General features: G+C 39.6%; 15 protein-coding genes, 1 pseudogene and 1 riboswitch. Of the genes and pseudogenes, 2 read left to right on the top strand and 14 right to left on the bottom strand.

What is annotated here, in order from left to right; translation table 11 throughout:
- Positions 1-208: 208 nt before the first annotated feature.
- Entirely contained in the window at positions 209-1,036 is an 828-nt protein-coding gene (locus CE058_RS09170) for a hypothetical protein (RefSeq protein WP_163142075.1), read from the bottom strand.
- Between the two features lie 223 nt (positions 1,037-1,259).
- A complete protein-coding gene (locus CE058_RS09165; RefSeq protein ID WP_048011448.1) occupies positions 1,260-1,469 on the bottom strand; it encodes a cold-shock protein in 210 nt (69 codons plus the stop codon).
- Positions 1,470-1,743: 274 nt separating this feature from the next.
- Here CE058_RS09165 and CE058_RS09160 point away from each other — a divergent pair, with 274 nt between their 5' ends.
- Positions 1,744-2,037 carry a DUF6509 family protein gene (locus CE058_RS09160; protein WP_048011447.1) on the top strand — a complete coding sequence of 98 codons (294 nt, stop codon included), beginning with the start codon at positions 1,744-1,746 and terminating at the stop codon, positions 2,035-2,037.
- A gap of 131 nt (positions 2,038-2,168) precedes the next feature.
- Here the strand turns inward: CE058_RS09160 and CE058_RS09155 are convergent.
- A pseudogene (locus tag CE058_RS09155) lies at positions 2,169-3,526 on the bottom strand (IS1182 family transposase).
- A gap of 121 nt (positions 3,527-3,647) precedes the next feature.
- On the bottom strand, positions 3,648-4,040 hold the full coding sequence (locus CE058_RS09150) for a hypothetical protein (RefSeq protein ID WP_048011446.1): 393 nt from the start codon (positions 4,038-4,040) through the stop codon (positions 3,648-3,650).
- Between the two features lie 156 nt (positions 4,041-4,196).
- On the opposite strand from CE058_RS09150, the gene CE058_RS09145 reads away from it, so the two are divergent.
- Entirely contained in the window at positions 4,197-5,042 is an 846-nt protein-coding gene (locus CE058_RS09145) for a GNAT family N-acetyltransferase (RefSeq protein WP_163142072.1), read from the top strand.
- Positions 5,043-5,049: 7 nt separating this feature from the next.
- On the opposite strand, the gene CE058_RS09140 is transcribed toward CE058_RS09145, so the two are convergent.
- From CE058_RS09140 to CE058_RS09095, 10 genes are all read right to left on the bottom strand, one after another.
- Positions 5,050-5,547, bottom strand: coding sequence for a metallophosphoesterase family protein (locus CE058_RS09140; protein WP_048011453.1), 498 nt, complete (start codon positions 5,545-5,547; stop codon positions 5,050-5,052).
- Positions 5,548-5,646: 99 nt separating this feature from the next.
- Entirely contained in the window at positions 5,647-5,847 is a 201-nt protein-coding gene (locus tag CE058_RS09135) for a cold-shock protein (protein WP_009332506.1), read from the bottom strand.
- A 140-nt stretch (positions 5,848-5,987) separates the two neighbouring features.
- Positions 5,988-7,442 carry a degradosome RNA helicase CshA gene (gene cshA, locus CE058_RS09130; protein ID WP_048011444.1) on the bottom strand — a complete coding sequence of 485 codons (1,455 nt, stop codon included), beginning with the start codon at positions 7,440-7,442 and terminating at the stop codon, positions 5,988-5,990.
- Between the two features lie 297 nt (positions 7,443-7,739).
- Entirely contained in the window at positions 7,740-7,940 is a 201-nt protein-coding gene (locus CE058_RS09125; RefSeq protein WP_009332508.1) for a cold-shock protein, read from the bottom strand.
- Positions 7,941-8,153: 213 nt separating this feature from the next.
- A complete protein-coding gene (locus tag CE058_RS09120) occupies positions 8,154-9,035 on the bottom strand; it encodes a bifunctional 5,10-methylenetetrahydrofolate dehydrogenase/5,10-methenyltetrahydrofolate cyclohydrolase (protein ID WP_048011443.1) in 882 nt (293 codons plus the stop codon).
- Between the two features lie 83 nt (positions 9,036-9,118).
- Positions 9,119-9,201, bottom strand: a riboswitch (ZMP/ZTP riboswitch).
- Between the two features lie 702 nt (positions 9,202-9,903).
- Positions 9,904-10,392 (bottom strand): hypothetical protein, encoded by a 489-nt coding sequence (locus CE058_RS09115; RefSeq protein WP_163142069.1) that lies wholly within the window; start codon positions 10,390-10,392, stop codon positions 9,904-9,906.
- A gap of 182 nt (positions 10,393-10,574) precedes the next feature.
- Positions 10,575-11,534, bottom strand: coding sequence for a nucleoside hydrolase (locus tag CE058_RS09110; protein WP_163142066.1), 960 nt, complete (start codon positions 11,532-11,534; stop codon positions 10,575-10,577).
- A gap of 98 nt (positions 11,535-11,632) precedes the next feature.
- Positions 11,633-13,297 (bottom strand): glycerol-3-phosphate dehydrogenase/oxidase, encoded by a 1,665-nt coding sequence (locus tag CE058_RS09105; RefSeq protein WP_048011441.1) that lies wholly within the window; start codon positions 13,295-13,297, stop codon positions 11,633-11,635.
- 194 nt (positions 13,298-13,491) lie between these two features.
- Positions 13,492-14,982, bottom strand: coding sequence for a glycerol kinase GlpK (gene glpK, locus CE058_RS09100; protein ID WP_163142063.1), 1,491 nt, complete (start codon positions 14,980-14,982; stop codon positions 13,492-13,494).
- A gap of 35 nt (positions 14,983-15,017) precedes the next feature.
- A complete protein-coding gene (locus tag CE058_RS09095; protein ID WP_163142060.1) occupies positions 15,018-15,842 on the bottom strand; it encodes an MIP/aquaporin family protein in 825 nt (274 codons plus the stop codon).
- Between the last annotated feature and the right edge of the window lie 46 nt (positions 15,843-15,888).

Below are 15,888 nucleotides of genomic sequence, written 5' to 3'. Positions count from 1 at the left end.
TTAAACGTTGACGTTTCTGTTCGTTCAGTTTTCAAAGATCAATCAGTCACTATCTCTTAAAGCAACTTTATTATAATACTATTTACAACTTCCAATGTCAACAGAATTTAAAAATTACTTTTAAAATATGTTTTGCGAAAGCTGTTCTTAAATAATAGCATCGTCCATGTTCCAGGTCAACCGTTTATGCATGGTACATTATACCAATTTAAAACGATGGGAACATATAATGATTTAACTTCCTGATGAGCATGAGTAAAAGCATAAGTATCACACTAAAGATTACAGGATTCCAATAAGAGTTTATTACTAAGATGTCCATCTTTTCCATAATGATATGGAATGCAAAATCAGCAATAAATAATAATACAAGCCATTTAAACCGATAAAATTTTATTATAACAATGGTCAGCAGCAGGGCATAAATAATCCATATCAGAACACTGAAAGCTACATGGTCCTGATAAGGAGAATCAAACCATCCGACTTTATAATGATGAGAGCCCACGATAGCAGTCAAACCAAAAGAGATTCCTTGAAAGATTGTGGTAATAGCCATATACACAGTAATATATTGAATAAAAAAAGATGGGTCTTCGACTCTATTCCTCCACCATTTTATAACAAAGACAGACGCGAACAATATTACCGGGGTAAACCAGGATTTCCACCAGTTATGTTCATAGATGCCAAGCCACAGAAATAGCTCTTCTATTCCATAAATGGAGGCTATTATTAAAATGATCCACTTGAACGGGATTCTAAAAGCCGCTATAGTCATCAAAACACTGGGAATAAAAAAAGCCTGTGAAATACTTGAACCAAAAACATCATCATACCAACGGATTGAAAAGAAATTCGGATAATAGGAGTAAGCGTCACCTAAAATCAATACGATATATTCCATTAAAAAAGAAAGTCCCATAATAAAGAAATAAACAGCCAGATTAAAACGAAAGTCTGTTTTCTTATAAGTTATATAAATAAGACCCACGCTAATGAGCACTAACCCAAGAAACCAAAGCAAATTTGACATTCTTCCACATCCAGTTTTTTTCGCTCGTTTCCATTATTTTGTTCATCTCGGACAAACATATACTTCTCCCTGGAACAACAAAATTGTTAATAAAAAAACGTAATATCCGAATACAAGCGCTGTCTGCGGAACAAATATACAAATGAGAAAATATTTTAGTCGAGACTTACTCTTAATTTATTATGCAAAAAATAAAAGGGCGATTTTTAGATCGCCCTTGCAACTATTTAGAAAATATGCTGTTATTGTTAACGACTTGCAATTCTTTAGTCGTTTCTTTCATTTCACTTTTGCAAATCGGACAAAGAGGCACCTGGCTACTTTTGAAGTTGTCTCTTACCCAGCAGTTGCAGGACTCAGATGTGCACTCCCAAATTTTCACTTCTTCAACCTTGATTTCTTCCATGTTTTTTCTGCCAAATCCCATTGCCATATACAGGCACCTCCCAAAGAGTAAGACCCTTACCCAAAATAAAAATCACTTGCTATATAAAGTGACGAACCACTGGCTCTATATAACAAGTGTTTAAGGGCAATATTATATTCTTTTAACTAAAAATAGTATAACATATTTAAAAGCTTCTGTCAAAAAGTTCTAAACCCGCAGCTATAATCATTGAAACATCAAAAAATTGTTAAATACTATTAACCCAATCCGGGAAAAGTGTATAATGACATGTACAGCAGCGATAGAAAGGGTGAAGACCATGAATATTACAAGTTATACTGTTGAGTACATACAGGATCCTACTGGCATTTTAACAGGTGACCGCTACGAATTCTTTTTAGATATTGATGTGGATGAAGAAGATGAGTTATATTCAGAGAATGGCATTAGGCTAAGAGTGCTTTATTTTAAAAATGGAGAAGACGAGAGAATTCTCAATTATCATTTTGTTGAAGGCAGTTCTGGAACAGTTTTAGATTTCGCTTTAGACGAGGATGAAGAAAAAACAATTTCAGCTTTCTGCCGGGACAACCTTTCCCAGGCAGAAGAATAAGAGCAGGGTTCCCCTGCTCTCAGTTTGTAGACAAAAGGGGTTCGGAATAGTCTCATTCTGAACCCCTTTTTTGGTTTTTTACTGGATTTGAATCATTTTCAGAGGATTTTAGACCTCTCCGAGGTCTTCTTCTAGGCCATTTCTGGACCTTGCCAAGTCCAGTTGGCCATTTTTTTCAAATTCATGGCAGCGAAAGTAAGCATCGCCTGCATGGACAATTTTTTAAGTCCCCTTAGGGTTGTCCAACGCATGCCATGCTTTTCTTTTGCATCTGCAAATACACGCTCAATTGTTTCTTTGCGCTTCTCATAGATCGGTTTGACGTCTTGATGGTGACGAAGGTGATCTGCCTCTTCCACATGTTCCTCCCACACATGACGCTGAATTAGTTTTTTGTGTGCTTGACTCTGTGTGCATTGAGACAAGAATGGGCATCCAGCACAAATTCGCGGATCCGATTTATATTGACGATACCCTTCCTTGGTAGTCGTAGTATATTTTAAAATCTCACCAGCCGGGCAAATGTAACAGTCAAAATGCTCATCATAAACATACTCATGTTTCCGGAAGTAACCCTCTTTTGTGCGTGGTCGTGTGTAAGGCAAAGCGGGTGTAATATCGTTTTTCAATAAGTAGCTTGTAATGGCAGGTGTTCTATAAGCTGCGTCTGCCGCAACAGCTTCTGGTTTACTAACTTTCTCAATGACTTGTCCTACCAATGGCTCAAAAATATGACTATCATGCGTGTTACCCGGGGTTACAATTGTGCCTAGTACGAAGCCGTTGCGATCTGCTGCTGCGTGGAAAGAATAGGCGAACTGTTTTGTACGCTCATCTTTTACATAGTAGCCACTCTCTGGGTCTGTTGTACTTTCCTTAATTTCTTTGAATTCTTCCTTATCAAACTTGTCTGGTGGAAAAGGCTTTTTTCCATGAGCCTCACGGTCTTGATTAATCTCTTCTTGAAGGCGTTCTTGATAGGCACGGGTTTCTTTTCGAACAACTTTCTTTTCAAATTTACGCTTATTTGCACTCGCTTTTACATGAGTAGAATCTACAAAAACATGTTCTGCACTAATTAAATTCTTTTCAGTTGCAGTTTTAAGATTCGGTAAAATATCTGTTCAAAGAGATCGGTGTTTTTAAATCTGCGCTCATAGTTTTTACCGAAAGTTGAGAAGTGGGGAACTTTATCGTGGAAGCCATAGCCTAAAAACCATCGATAAGCCATATTCGTTTTCAATTCTTCAATGGTTTGACGCATGGAACGAATACCGAAGGTATATTGAATAAATGAAAGTTTAATTAATATTACAGGGTCAATACTTGGGCGTCCTACTTCTGAATACATATCTTTTACCAAATCATAGATGAATGAGAAATCAATCGCAGCCTCAATTTTACGAACCAAATGGTCCGCTGGTACAAGTTCGTCTAGTGCAATCATTTCAATTTGATCCCGTTGAATTGGATTATGTTTAGAAAGCATTTTAATCACCTCAAGCATTGTATTACTTCTATTGTAAAACAAAAAAGACTGCAGACAAGCACGATTTTCATCGAGTTTGTCGACAGTCTGAGAGCAGGGTTCCCCTGCTCTTTTACTATATTTAAATTCCCTTTCCCTCTTCAATAATGTGATACATGAGATGCGCTAAATGCTGTATAGGTGTATAAGATTCTTCCCTGTCCACATTATTTCCTTCATTAAAATCCAGGTCATTCAGATAAAGAGCTGTGAATTGGTAGAAGTCTTTTAATTCAAAAGCATAGCACGCACTGGGTTCTTCCGATTCCCCTTCATATTGCAGAACCATGTAAGACTCTTTACCTTCCTTGTCGACAGCATCAAAAAATATAAAATAGCCCACATTTGAGTTCAATTCAAATAAATGCCTTGTTCCACCTTCTGTATATTGCTCAAAGTCATTTTCATTCAGCTTCTGGACAACCATTTGCTGTATATTGTCTTCCTTATGGAACTTCACTGTGAAATTTTTCATTCAATCTCCCCCTTAATTCATACAATCCTAACATATTGCTATATTTATTAACATAATTTCAATCAGCACTCAAACGAATTCAATTTTAGGTCTATTCGTTTGAACCGTTTTCTTATATTATTGGTTTATCATTTTTTTATACAGGAGGCCGCCTGATTGCTGACAAAAAAACAATTAGACGATATTCGTTCTCTACAGCAAATATGCGAAGAGACAGAGAATATCGAATTAAAATTAAATTGGGATACTTTGAGATCGAGACCCGCGGATGAGAAACATGACTATTTCCATTATGATAAAAACGGAAAATTATTGGGGTACCTTGCTCTTTATAGTTTCGGAGGCCCGGTGGAATTATGCGGAATGGTCCATCCGGATCATAGACGCAAGGGCATCTTCTGCAGTCTGTTCAATGAAGCGGTAAAACAATTGACTCAGGCAAGCAAATTGCTTATTAATGCACCAGCCTCTTCTGAATCTGCGAAAGGTTTTATAAAGTCATTGCCTTGCAGCTATTCTTTCTCCGAGTATCAAATGAAACGCCATAAAAGCAAGGAAATCGGAACAATAAACCAGGAAGTAACCCTGAAGGAAGCAGTGAGCAGTGACCTGGATTTCATTAATCATCTGGATACAGTATGCTTTGATGTTCCAAAAGAAGAGGCAGCGGCGTTTAATAATAATACCTTTACCAGCGAAAATGAGAAGACATTTATAATTGAATACAAAGGCGTAAAGTCCGGCAAAATCAGGATTCAAATAGAAGAAGATGCTGCCTGGATTTACGGCTTTGCTGTCGATCCTTTATTTCAGGGAAAAGGAATCGGCAGGAGCACCCTCACTAATGCTGTTAACCATCAGTACAGCAAGGGAATCAGCTGGGTGCGTCTTGAAGTCGCTGCAGAAAATGACCATGCTCTAGCATTATACAAATCATGCGGCTTCGAATCATACGGCACACAGGATTATTATGAATATGACCTTAATACAATTAAGATTTAATGAGGTATTATTCCTTTGAATCGAAAAAAACATGATTAAATATTAACTCATCTGTAATTTCCAGGATGCCGAACGAATAGTTCGGCTGCCTGCGCTTGTCAGTTGGAGACCCGGGGTTAAAAAGAATAATCCCATTATGATGTTTCTTGACCGGAATATGTGAATGCCCGAAAATTAGTGCATCAACTTCTTCATCATCGAAAGCCTCAATACTTCTTTTTTCAGTTGTTTTCCTCTTCCCATGCCCATGGACAACACCTATTTTAAAACCTTTTATTTCAAGCAGAATTTTTTCCTTCAAAATAGCGCAAAGTTCATCATTGTCAGTATTTCCATATACTCCCTCAACCGGCGCACGTTTCTTTAATTCCTCATAAAGTTTGATGCTCTGCCAATCCCCTGCATGAATAATTAAGTCACAGCCGTTCAGTTCATCCAGCAATACTCCTGGCAGATGTTTTGATTTCTTTGGCATATGGGTATCGGATAAAATGAGGATTCTAATCACTATCAGCCCTTTCTCCTTACTGTTATACCTTATTTACCCCTTATTTACTCCAAAAATTAAAAGAGAGCCCCCATCAAGGGACTCTCTTTTCAATCATTATAACTTTGTTACATTTACAGCTTGCGGTCCACGCTGGCCCTGCTCTATGTCAAAGTTAACTTCCTGGCCTTCATCAAGGGTTTTGAAACCTTCTGTCTGGATTGCAGAGTAATGAACAAATACATCTTCTCCGCCTTCAACTTCGATAAAACCAAAACCTTTTTCTGAGTTAAACCATTTTACTTTGCCTGTTGCCATGTAAATTTCCTCCTAATATCAATAACTCACAGAGTGATTAATTACCCTGCATTTACTAATATGGGTAAAAACTTCAATTTTTATAATAAAAAATTCAAAAAGCAGTGAAAAAAATCTTTTTTTTCGCTATTCCGGCCGCATTACCCCTTATTGCTATTGCTGCGCGGCTTACTGCTCCGTCTGTCCCGGCCGCCTTTAAAATCTCTTCTATCGCGTCCGCCGCCTCTGGATCTGTCGCTGAATCTTCTTCCTCCGCGATCACCTTTAGGTTTTCTGACACGGATAGGTTCGACCGCAGTTAATTTAACCGGTGTTACATCAGGACCTTTAGTCAGCAATTTAAAGGCTGCAGCAAGCAAAGTAACAGAATCTGTATCTTCAAGAAGATTTTCCGCCACTCTCTTGAAGTCTGCATATTCTTCTTTTTCAATAACTTCCATAAGTTTATTAATAGTCGCCTGCTGATTGCCTGCAACAACATCCTTAAAGGAAGGAACAGGCTTTTTCGCCATCTTACTCTTTGTAACATTTTCAATTATTTTCAGGTGGTCAATTTCTCTTGGAGAAACGAATGTAATCGCAAGCCCCTTGTTTCCAGCACGGCCTGTACGTCCAATCCGGTGAACATAGCTTTCAGGATCCTGCGGGATATCGAAGTTATAAACATGGGAGACGCCTGAAATATCAAGGCCTCGGGCAGCAACATCAGTCGCCACCATAATATCGATTGTCTGCTCTTTAAATCGGCGGATTACCTGATCTCTTTTCGCCTGTGGAATATCGCCATGAATTCCTTCAGCCGAATATCCTCTCTTAATGAGTCCTTCCACCACTTCATCCACACGCTTTTTGGTTCTGCCAAATACAATCGCCAGCTCAGGTGATTGGATATCCAGAAGATTGCAAAGCACATCAAATTTTTGTTTTTCATGCGTTTCCATATAATACTGTTCAATATTTTTAACTGTCATTTCTTTCGCTTTCACTTTAACCATTTCAGGCTCCTGCATGAATTTTTCAGCAAGGGTCTGAATTCTTCTCGGCATTGTAGCAGAGAAAAGCAGGGTTTGGCGCTCCCCTTTAATTTCACTTAGAATTCTTTCGATATCCTCGATGAATCCCATATTGAGCATTTCATCCGCTTCATCCAGAACGACCATTTTGATATTGCTTAAGCGTATTGTTTTTCTTTCAATATGGTCAATTAATCTTCCTGGTGTAGCTGCAATGATATGCGGGTGTTTTTTAAGTGCACGTATTTGGCGGCTAATATCCTGACCGCCGTAAACAGGAAGTGTCCGGACACCCTTTACCTGTCCTATACGGTTTAATTCTTCAGCTACCTGTACGGCAAGCTCCCTCGTTGGAGCAAGGACAAGGCCTTGAATTCCTTCGTTTAAATCAATCTGCTCTAAAAGCGGTACACCGAAAGCAGTGGTTTTTCCAGTTCCAGTCTGCGCCTGGCCGATCATGTCCTTCCCCTGCATTCCGATTGGAATCGCCTGTGCCTGAATTGGTGTTGGTTCCTCGAAGCCCATATTGGAAAGAGCTTTTACTATTTCATTACTTAAGCCAAAATCTGAAAAAGTTGTCAAAATATGTGTTCCTCCTTGAATTATATATGTTATTAGGTACTGAAAGACTGTTTTTGTATAAAGACAATGACACTTTACTAGGCTTTCCAGTTTGCATCTCTTTTTTACATTTCCGTTTGCACTAATTTTAAACTTTTTGTAATTGAAGAATTTTAATTGGGTGAAATGAAAAATACATATCCTAAAAGCAGGTGTTGCAGAAGATCTGTTTTGAGGAATGCTGAAGGCTACAAAGTGGATAAGCAAACATAAAAAGGTGATGCATGATTAGACATGCATCACCTCATTTAAGCAAAATTATGCTTTTGTTACGTTAGCAGCTTGAGGTCCACGGTTACCTTCAACGATTTCGAAAGTTACGTCTTGACCTTCTTCTAAAGTTTTGAAACCTTCAGTTTGGATTGCGGAGAAGTGTACGAATACATCTTGGCCTTCTGAAGATTCGATGAATCCGAAACCTTTTTCTGCATTAAACCATTTAACTTTACCTGTGTTCATTTGTGTTGCCTCCCAATAAGTTGTTTTTCACTATAATGTACCATATAAACTTAAACATAAAAAAGCCGCAGCTGCCAGAAATGAGGATGAACGATCGCCTACATTTCTTTGCAGCTACGTCTACTTATCCAAAAAGTATATTACGAACTTTACAGCGTTAACCTAATAATAAACGACACCCATCTATAAGTCAATCCCTTTGGAGATCAATTTTCAATTAGGGATAAATTGACTACTTACGATTTTCTTATTAGATAGTGTCTTTTCCGCAGCCTGTACAGTATGTTTCAAAAGCATGGAAATCGTAACAGGTCCTACTCCACCAGGTACAGGTGTAATAGCAAACGCTTTTTCAAAACAGCTGTCATACTCTGCATCTCCAATATTTCCTTCATTATAACCGGCATCAAGAACAATAGCCCCTTCTTTAATCCATTCACCCTTAACAAAGTTAGGCTTTCCCACAGCTGCAACTACAATATCAGCCTGCTTTACAATCCTGTGCAGGTCTTTGGTATATGAATGGCAGGTTGTGACCGTTGCATTTCGATTGAGTAAAAGGGCAGAAACCGGCTTGCCAAGGATCGGGCTTCTGCCGATGACAACAGCATGCATACCTTCAGCATTCAATTTATAATAATCCATAATTTCCATAATAGCTGCAGGTGTACAAGACGGATATTCACCAAAGCCGAAAGCAGTTTGACCATATCCAAGGCTCGTAACACCGTCAACGTCTTTTTCAATTGCAATAGCTTCAAAAGCTTTGCGTTCATCTATATGTCCAGGTACGGGATGCTGGAGAAGGATTCCATGTACAGAAAGATCATCATTCAGTTCTGCAATTTTCTCCAGCAGTTCTTGTGTTGTTGTATCCTTTGGCATATGGATACGTTTTGATATAATGCCCAGTTTTTCACACGCATTCCCCTTCATTCTTACATACGTTTCAGACGAAGGATCATCTCCCACTAAAATAGTGGCTAAACAAGGCTCAATACCTTTTCCCTTTAAATCTTCAATTCGATTCTTTAATTGGTCTTTTACATGCTTTGCCACAACAGTTCCATCAAGAATAATCTTTTTTTCCGCCATGCATATTCCTCCTATAGGAAAAGCACCTATTCGGCTTGCGGGCTTTTCCATTTTGTTATGAAAAAAGAGACAAGGGTATCCCTTATCTCTGCCCAGACGACCGGCTATACATAGACGCAGCTCCCCAGCGGTTGATTCCGCATTGTCGTCAGTCACTGCGATTTTGAAAAGCTATTCTTATGAGTAGATAATAGCACAAAAACACAAATAATTAAACTGAAATTTATTAAAATGTTCGTGTTTTTTACAAAAAGTTTCCTTGAGTATACGCTGCACGAAGAAAATGTGAATGCATTTATGAGGATTTCGCACCTTTCGCTCCAATCTGCTCAGTAGATAGGATACAAAAAAAGCAACAGACCTTGCGAAAATAGCCTTGTAAAATAAATAAAAAAGGACAGCAAATACTGTCCTTATAAGTGATATATTTGAGTTAATTATTTATTACCTAAAACAATGAAAGCCCTGCCTCTCTTCCATCCTTGCGGCTCCTAGACCGCGCCAGTGGGAATCAGGTCGGTCGGAATCCTTTCCGACTTAGATGCTCTCTGAGATTTTAATATTAAATGGTAAGAAACTTACTGAAGTAAAAATACGGAGAAGTGTCTGGTTTACAGAAGATGATTAAGAAGAACATTCAGCGTTAAGCTGTCCACACAAATTATTCTTAATTACAAACACATACTTACTCTTTCAAAATCCTAAAGAGCATAAAACATAATAAAAAGCCGCAGTTCCACTAAATAGAAGGTTCGGCTGCCGAACATTCCAAGTGAATTAACGACTTCAAAATATACCTCAAATACTTCAATCACTATATTATCTTATAGGCGGTTATCTGTCAAGAAAAAATCTTGTCACCCGCAGATCAGCTTTCTCCTTTGTACTCGGTTACATCAAAATAATCGGTTGTATCTTTATAATCATTAAAGCCTATATCCAGATCATGAAAATACCGGTGCAGTTTGATTAATACGTCCTTTTCCTTGGTGCCCGACTGCACAGTTTCTGCCAGACTTGTTATTGTTCCTAGGTCCTTCTGCAGATCCTCATTCTCTGCTGATATTTTTTTTAGGGAGTTTATGATTAGTTCAGCTTGTTTTCTTTGTTTCGGCCAGCTGACTTTCCGGTCTCTTCCCCAGCCAAGTGTTTCATTATAAAAAGTATGATTGGAGGCAATAAAGTCTCCTAAATCTTCGTACATTAATCCCTGTGCGGGCGCCTCCGCATTTGCCGAGGTCTTTTGCATCTTAGATTCATCCTTATTTAAAAAGACAAGCACACTGTAAGCCAGCGCAATGGCTATGACCATTCCAAGAATTGAAAGGGTCATGTTTAATTTTTTATTTTTCAGCAATTTGAAAGCCTCCATTTGATTTTGATTAATACTGCCGAAGTTAAATGGAATTATTGCCATTTTCACTTTTCCAGAAGAATCTTCCACTCACTGCAAATGTTTTCCATGTTAATACATTCTATGTGAACTTCTCATTCCCCTTCAACACAAATAAAAAAGCTTTTAACACAATGTGTCAAAAGCTATTTCTGTTTTTTCTGAGAGAGAAAAACCTCCATAAAATCAATGATAAATGGTTCCATGTCAAGCTCCATCGCGATATTATCAATTGTTTCCGGCGGTTCCTCTTCCGGCTTAGGCCTGAAATCAGCTATGCTTTTTCCTTTGGCCTTTCCAAACTGTTCAATTCTCACTCTTCGTTTAACATATTTGACAAGATCAGGATTTGTAAGAACACTTAAAACAAGAACATCATGGAGAGGTGCACCCTGAATTCCCGGAACAAGCTTTTGGTAAGCTTCGTAATAATAATCATAAGCAGGTTTGATTAAATCTTTAAAAGGTGACTGGGTATTATTTGCTATAAAATTAATCGTCTCAGGCCGGATAATCGCTTTATTTGTTACATTCAAAGGAAATAAATAAATGTTTTTGGCTTTTTCCAGCACTGAATCCGCTGCGATGGGGTCAGCATAAAAGTTGGCTTCTGCCTCTGGCGTTACATTTCCCGGAACCAGAAACGCACCTCCCATTAAATAAAATGCATTTACATCTTGATATGCATCCTTTCCATAAAGAATGAGCGGCAGTGCCAAATCAGTCTGCCTTCCAACACCAACGATCACAAGGTCATTTTTGTATTGATTTACAATTTCAATAATTTTGTCTATATCATATACCTTTATTTTGCAGCTAAAATTCTCCGGAGGCCGAATGGGCCCCAGACCTTCCTCCCCATGAATTTCAGGATAAAAGACAGCATTCTCACCGGATAATGGACCGCTTGCCCCTGCTATAATGGGAATGTCCTCTCTGCCGGCAAGGTTCAGTAAATAGGCAGTATTATTAATGGATTCTTCTTTGGTTATGTTGCCATAAGCGCTGACTACACCAACTAAATTAATATCAGGATGCTGAAGGGCATACATTAGGGCAAGTGAATCGTCAACCCCAGAGTCAACAAACATGAGAACATTGTACACAACCCACCTCCTCTACCTATTTATAATATAGTATGCCTGCGGAATGTCCCTTTTGTTTAAATTCTCCTATAAAAAGAAAACTCCCCGTCCGGAGAGTTTTAGTCCTGATCAGCAGGCTTCATTGCAGATCTTAGTTCCTCGTTCAGCTGGTTCTCAAAATTTCTTTCAGCAGCCATATCCCATTTAAACGCATCAGCCATATATGAAATTACTTGCCTTTGATATTTTTTTACCGTTTCGATATCAAAAAGAAGCGCTCCTGTTCTGCGGTTAAAAAAGTCAACAGGTGCTGCAGCCATTTCATGTTTAATTGCATATTTTAACTTTGCCCACAATACAATCGGCAGGCCGTAATTCTCAGCTTCACTCTTATCCGCTTCAATCATATTAAAAATGATGCCAACGTTAGAACCATACATATTTACAAGGTGTTTGGACTGCTCAGCTGATAAACCAATACTTGTTCCTTTTTCAGTCTGGAACCCAATAAATTCACGGAATTTGGATGATCCCCCTACATTCCCTCCAGAAATGGGCAATGTTTTTGTAATACTGCTGCTAAATGTCCTATTCGATTCCTGCTTGAATTTTTCAGCAAGCATATCAACAATGGTTTCGGCCATTTTCCGGTACCCGGTCAGTTTCCCGCCGGCAATTGTCAGCAATCCAGTATCTGACTCCCAGATTTCATCTTTACGTGATATTTCGGAAGGGTCTTTTCCTTCTTCCCAAATAAGCGGACGAACACCAGCCCAGCTTGATTCAATATCATTTTCCGTTATTTTTACAGAAGGAAACATAAAATTAATGGCGTTTATGATGTATGTTCTGTCACTTGCAGTCATTTTTGGATTTACGGGATCTGAATCATAGAAAGTATCTGTTGTCCCCACATATGTTTTTCCGTTTCTAGGTATGGCAAATACCATCCTTTTGTCAGGAGTGTCAAAGTACACTGCCTGTTTTAACGGGAACTTGGATTGGTCAATTACCAAATGAACACCTTTAGTCAGACGCAGGGTCTTTCCTTTCCTGGAACCATCTTTCTCACGAATAGAATCAACCCATGGACCAGCAGCGTTGATGACTTTTTCCGCTCTGATTTCATGAATCTTGCCGGTCAGCTGATCTGCAGCAGCAGCTCCGCAAACTTTACCTTGTTCATCATATAAAAGGTTCTCGACCTTCAAATAGTTAACTGGAAGAGCGCCTTTTTCTGCAGCAGCTTTCATTACCTCTATTGTAAGACGGGCATCATCTGTGCGGTATTCAACATAATAGCCGCCGCCTTTTAGTCCATCTTTTTTTATAAGCGGTTCTTTTGATAATGTTTCCGGGACACTGAGCATACTTCTTCGTTCAGATTTTCTGACGCCTGCAAGAAAATCATAAACTCTAAGACCGACAGAAGTTGAGAATTTTCCAAATGTGCCTCCTTTATGCATTGGAAGCAGCATCCACTCCGGTGTAGTTACATGTGGCCCATTTTCATATACAATCGCCCGCTCTTTTCCGACTTCAGCTACCATTTTAACTTCGAATTGCTTAAGATACCTTAATCCTCCGTGAACCAGTTTGGTTGAACGGCTGGAGGTTCCCGCTGCAAAATCCTGCATTTCAACGAGCGCCGTTTTCATTCCCCGTGTGGCCGCGTCAAGAGCAATCCCAGCTCCCGTTATGCCGCCGCCAATAATCAGAAGATCAAATTCTTCGGCTGTAAGTGTATTTATCATGTCATTACGATTTAAATTAGAAAATGTCATGGTTGTCTCCTCCTTTTTTAAAAGGCTAGTAGTTGTAACTACCCTTTTAAAGCAGTGAATAAAAAAGAGACCACAAAATACATTATCGATAAGACGATAATGATTTTGTGGTCTCTCCGCATCTCCTGCCGAACTATTAACTTAGGATCATTATAACATACAAGATATGATTTGTGTAAAAAACTTGCTTCTGATTATTTAAATGCAATAGCTGCCTTTACAGCCTTTTTCCAGCCCTGATAAAGATTTTCACGCACTTGATCATCCATCGAAGGATGATATGATTGGTCAATTGCCCACTGCTCAGCGATTTCCTCCTGTGATTTCCAGAACCCGACAGCCAATCCCGCAAGATAAGCTGCCCCCAGAGCGGTAGTTTCATTAATCACCGGCCTCTCAACAGGAACATCTAAAATATCTGACTGGAACTCCATCAGGAAATTATTTTTCACGGCACCCCCATCAGCTCTAAGCGTCTTAAGTTCAATGCCAGAGTCCGCTTCCATCGCAGAGAGGACATCTTTTGTCTGATAAGCCAGTGCCTCAAGTGTCGCCCTGATAAAATGTTCTTTGGACGTTCCCCGTGTTACTCCGAAAACTGCTCCCCTTACATCACTATCCCAATATGGCGTCCCAAGGCCAACAAAAGCCGGAACTACATAAACTCCATCTGTAGAGTCCACTTTTTTAGCATAGCTTTCACTGTCCTTTGCATCTTTAAGCATTCTCATCCCATCTCGGAGCCATTGAATAGCAGAGCCGGCAACAAAAATGCTGCCCTCCAATGCATATTCAATTTTCCCCTCAAGTCCCCAGGCAATGGTTGTTAGAAGTCCATGTTCAGACTGCACGGCTTTTTCGCCTGTATTCATAAGCATGAAACAGCCAGTGCCGTAAGTGTTTTTAGCCATTCCTTTCTCGAAGCATGCTTGTCCAAACAGCGCAGCCTGCTGGTCCCCCGCCGCACCAGCGATGGGTACTTCCTTTCCGAAAAAGTGATAGTCAATGGTCTTAGCATACACCTCGGAAGATGGCTTCACTTCAGGCAGCATCGCTTTCGGAACTCCAAGAATATTTAGGAGCTCTTCATCCCACTTAAGTTCATAGATATTAAACATTAATGTCCGGGAGGCGTTGGAGTAATCGGTCACATGCGCTTTCCCTCCAGATAGCTTCCATATTAGCCATGTATCAATGGTTCCAAACAATAATTTTCCCTGTTCCGCTTTTTCCCTTGCCCCTTCCACATGATCCAATATCCATTTCACCTTTGTTCCTGAGAAATATGCATCAATTAATAGGCCGGTTTTTTCTCTGAACAGACCGTTATAGCCTTTTTCTTTCAAGTCATCACAAATCTCGCTGGTCTGCCTTGACTGCCATACAATCGCATTATAAATCGGTGCTCCCGTTTCTTTATCCCAAACAACAGTAGTTTCCCTCTGGTTTGTGATGCCAATGCCGGCAATTTGCTCAGGCTTTATGCCGGATTCTGAAAAGACACCTGCAATCACCGATAAAATTGAACCCCATATTTCATTGGCATTATGTTCAACCCAGCCAGGCTTTGGAAAATGCTGTGTGAACTCTTTTTGTGCCGTGTGGACAATTTCGCCTTTTTTATTGAATAGAATAGCTCGTGAACTTGTAGTCCCCTGATCTAATGATAAAATATATTTTTCCATAATGAACTCCTCCCAATCTCGTTCAATACTCTTATTTATGCAGCAACTTTAGAAGAATCAACTTCTCCAGGCTGTTTTTTGCCAAAAATATACGAAAGAATTAATACTATTATATTAACACCCAGCACTGCCCAAACAATACCTGAAGCTTTGCCATCGAACATCACTTGATAGAAGCTTGAGCCCATTAATCCCCCTAGGATTGGTCCAGCTACCGGAATCCATGCATATCCCCAGTTCGATTTCCCTTTGCCTGCAATGGGAAGAAGAAAATGAGCAATACGCGGTCCCAGGTCACGGGCAGGATTAATTGCATAGCCCGTTGTCCCGCCGAGCGACATGCCGATAACAACGATAAGAAGGCCAACAGCAATCGGATTTAACCCTTCAGTAAATTGATTTGCTCCTATAAACATCAAACCCAATACAAGAATGAACGTCCCAATTATTTCACTCAATAAATTTGAAAATGTATGGGGGATGGCAGGACTTGTTGAGAAAACAGAAAGCTTTGCACCCTGGTCTTCTGTTTCTTTCCAATGCGGCAGATAGTGAAGGAATACAATCACCCCTCCCAAGAACCCACCCAGGACCTGAGCCAGAATATACCCGGGCACGTCTTGCCACGGGAAATCACCGCTAAGCGCAAATCCGATGGTTACAGCAGGGTTCAAGTGTGCACCGCTGATCGAACCTACAGCAAAAACCCCCATCGTTACAGCAAGCCCCCAGGCAATCGTAATAACAATCCATCCTCCATTAAAAGAAAAAGTCTTTTTTAAATTCGCCCCGGCAACAACGCCTCCTCCAAAAACAATCAAGATCATCGTTCCAATCATTTCTCCCATAAATGCAGACATCTTAAAATCCCCTTTCCATTTTGGCTGATCGGAAACAAAAAAGGAG

The organism is Bacillus sp. 22-7, assembly GCF_010628845.1.
Taxonomy (GTDB): Bacteria; Bacillota; Bacilli; order Bacillales; family Cytobacillaceae; genus Cytobacillus; species Cytobacillus firmus_B.
This window is presented reverse-complemented; position numbering and strand designations above follow the sequence as displayed.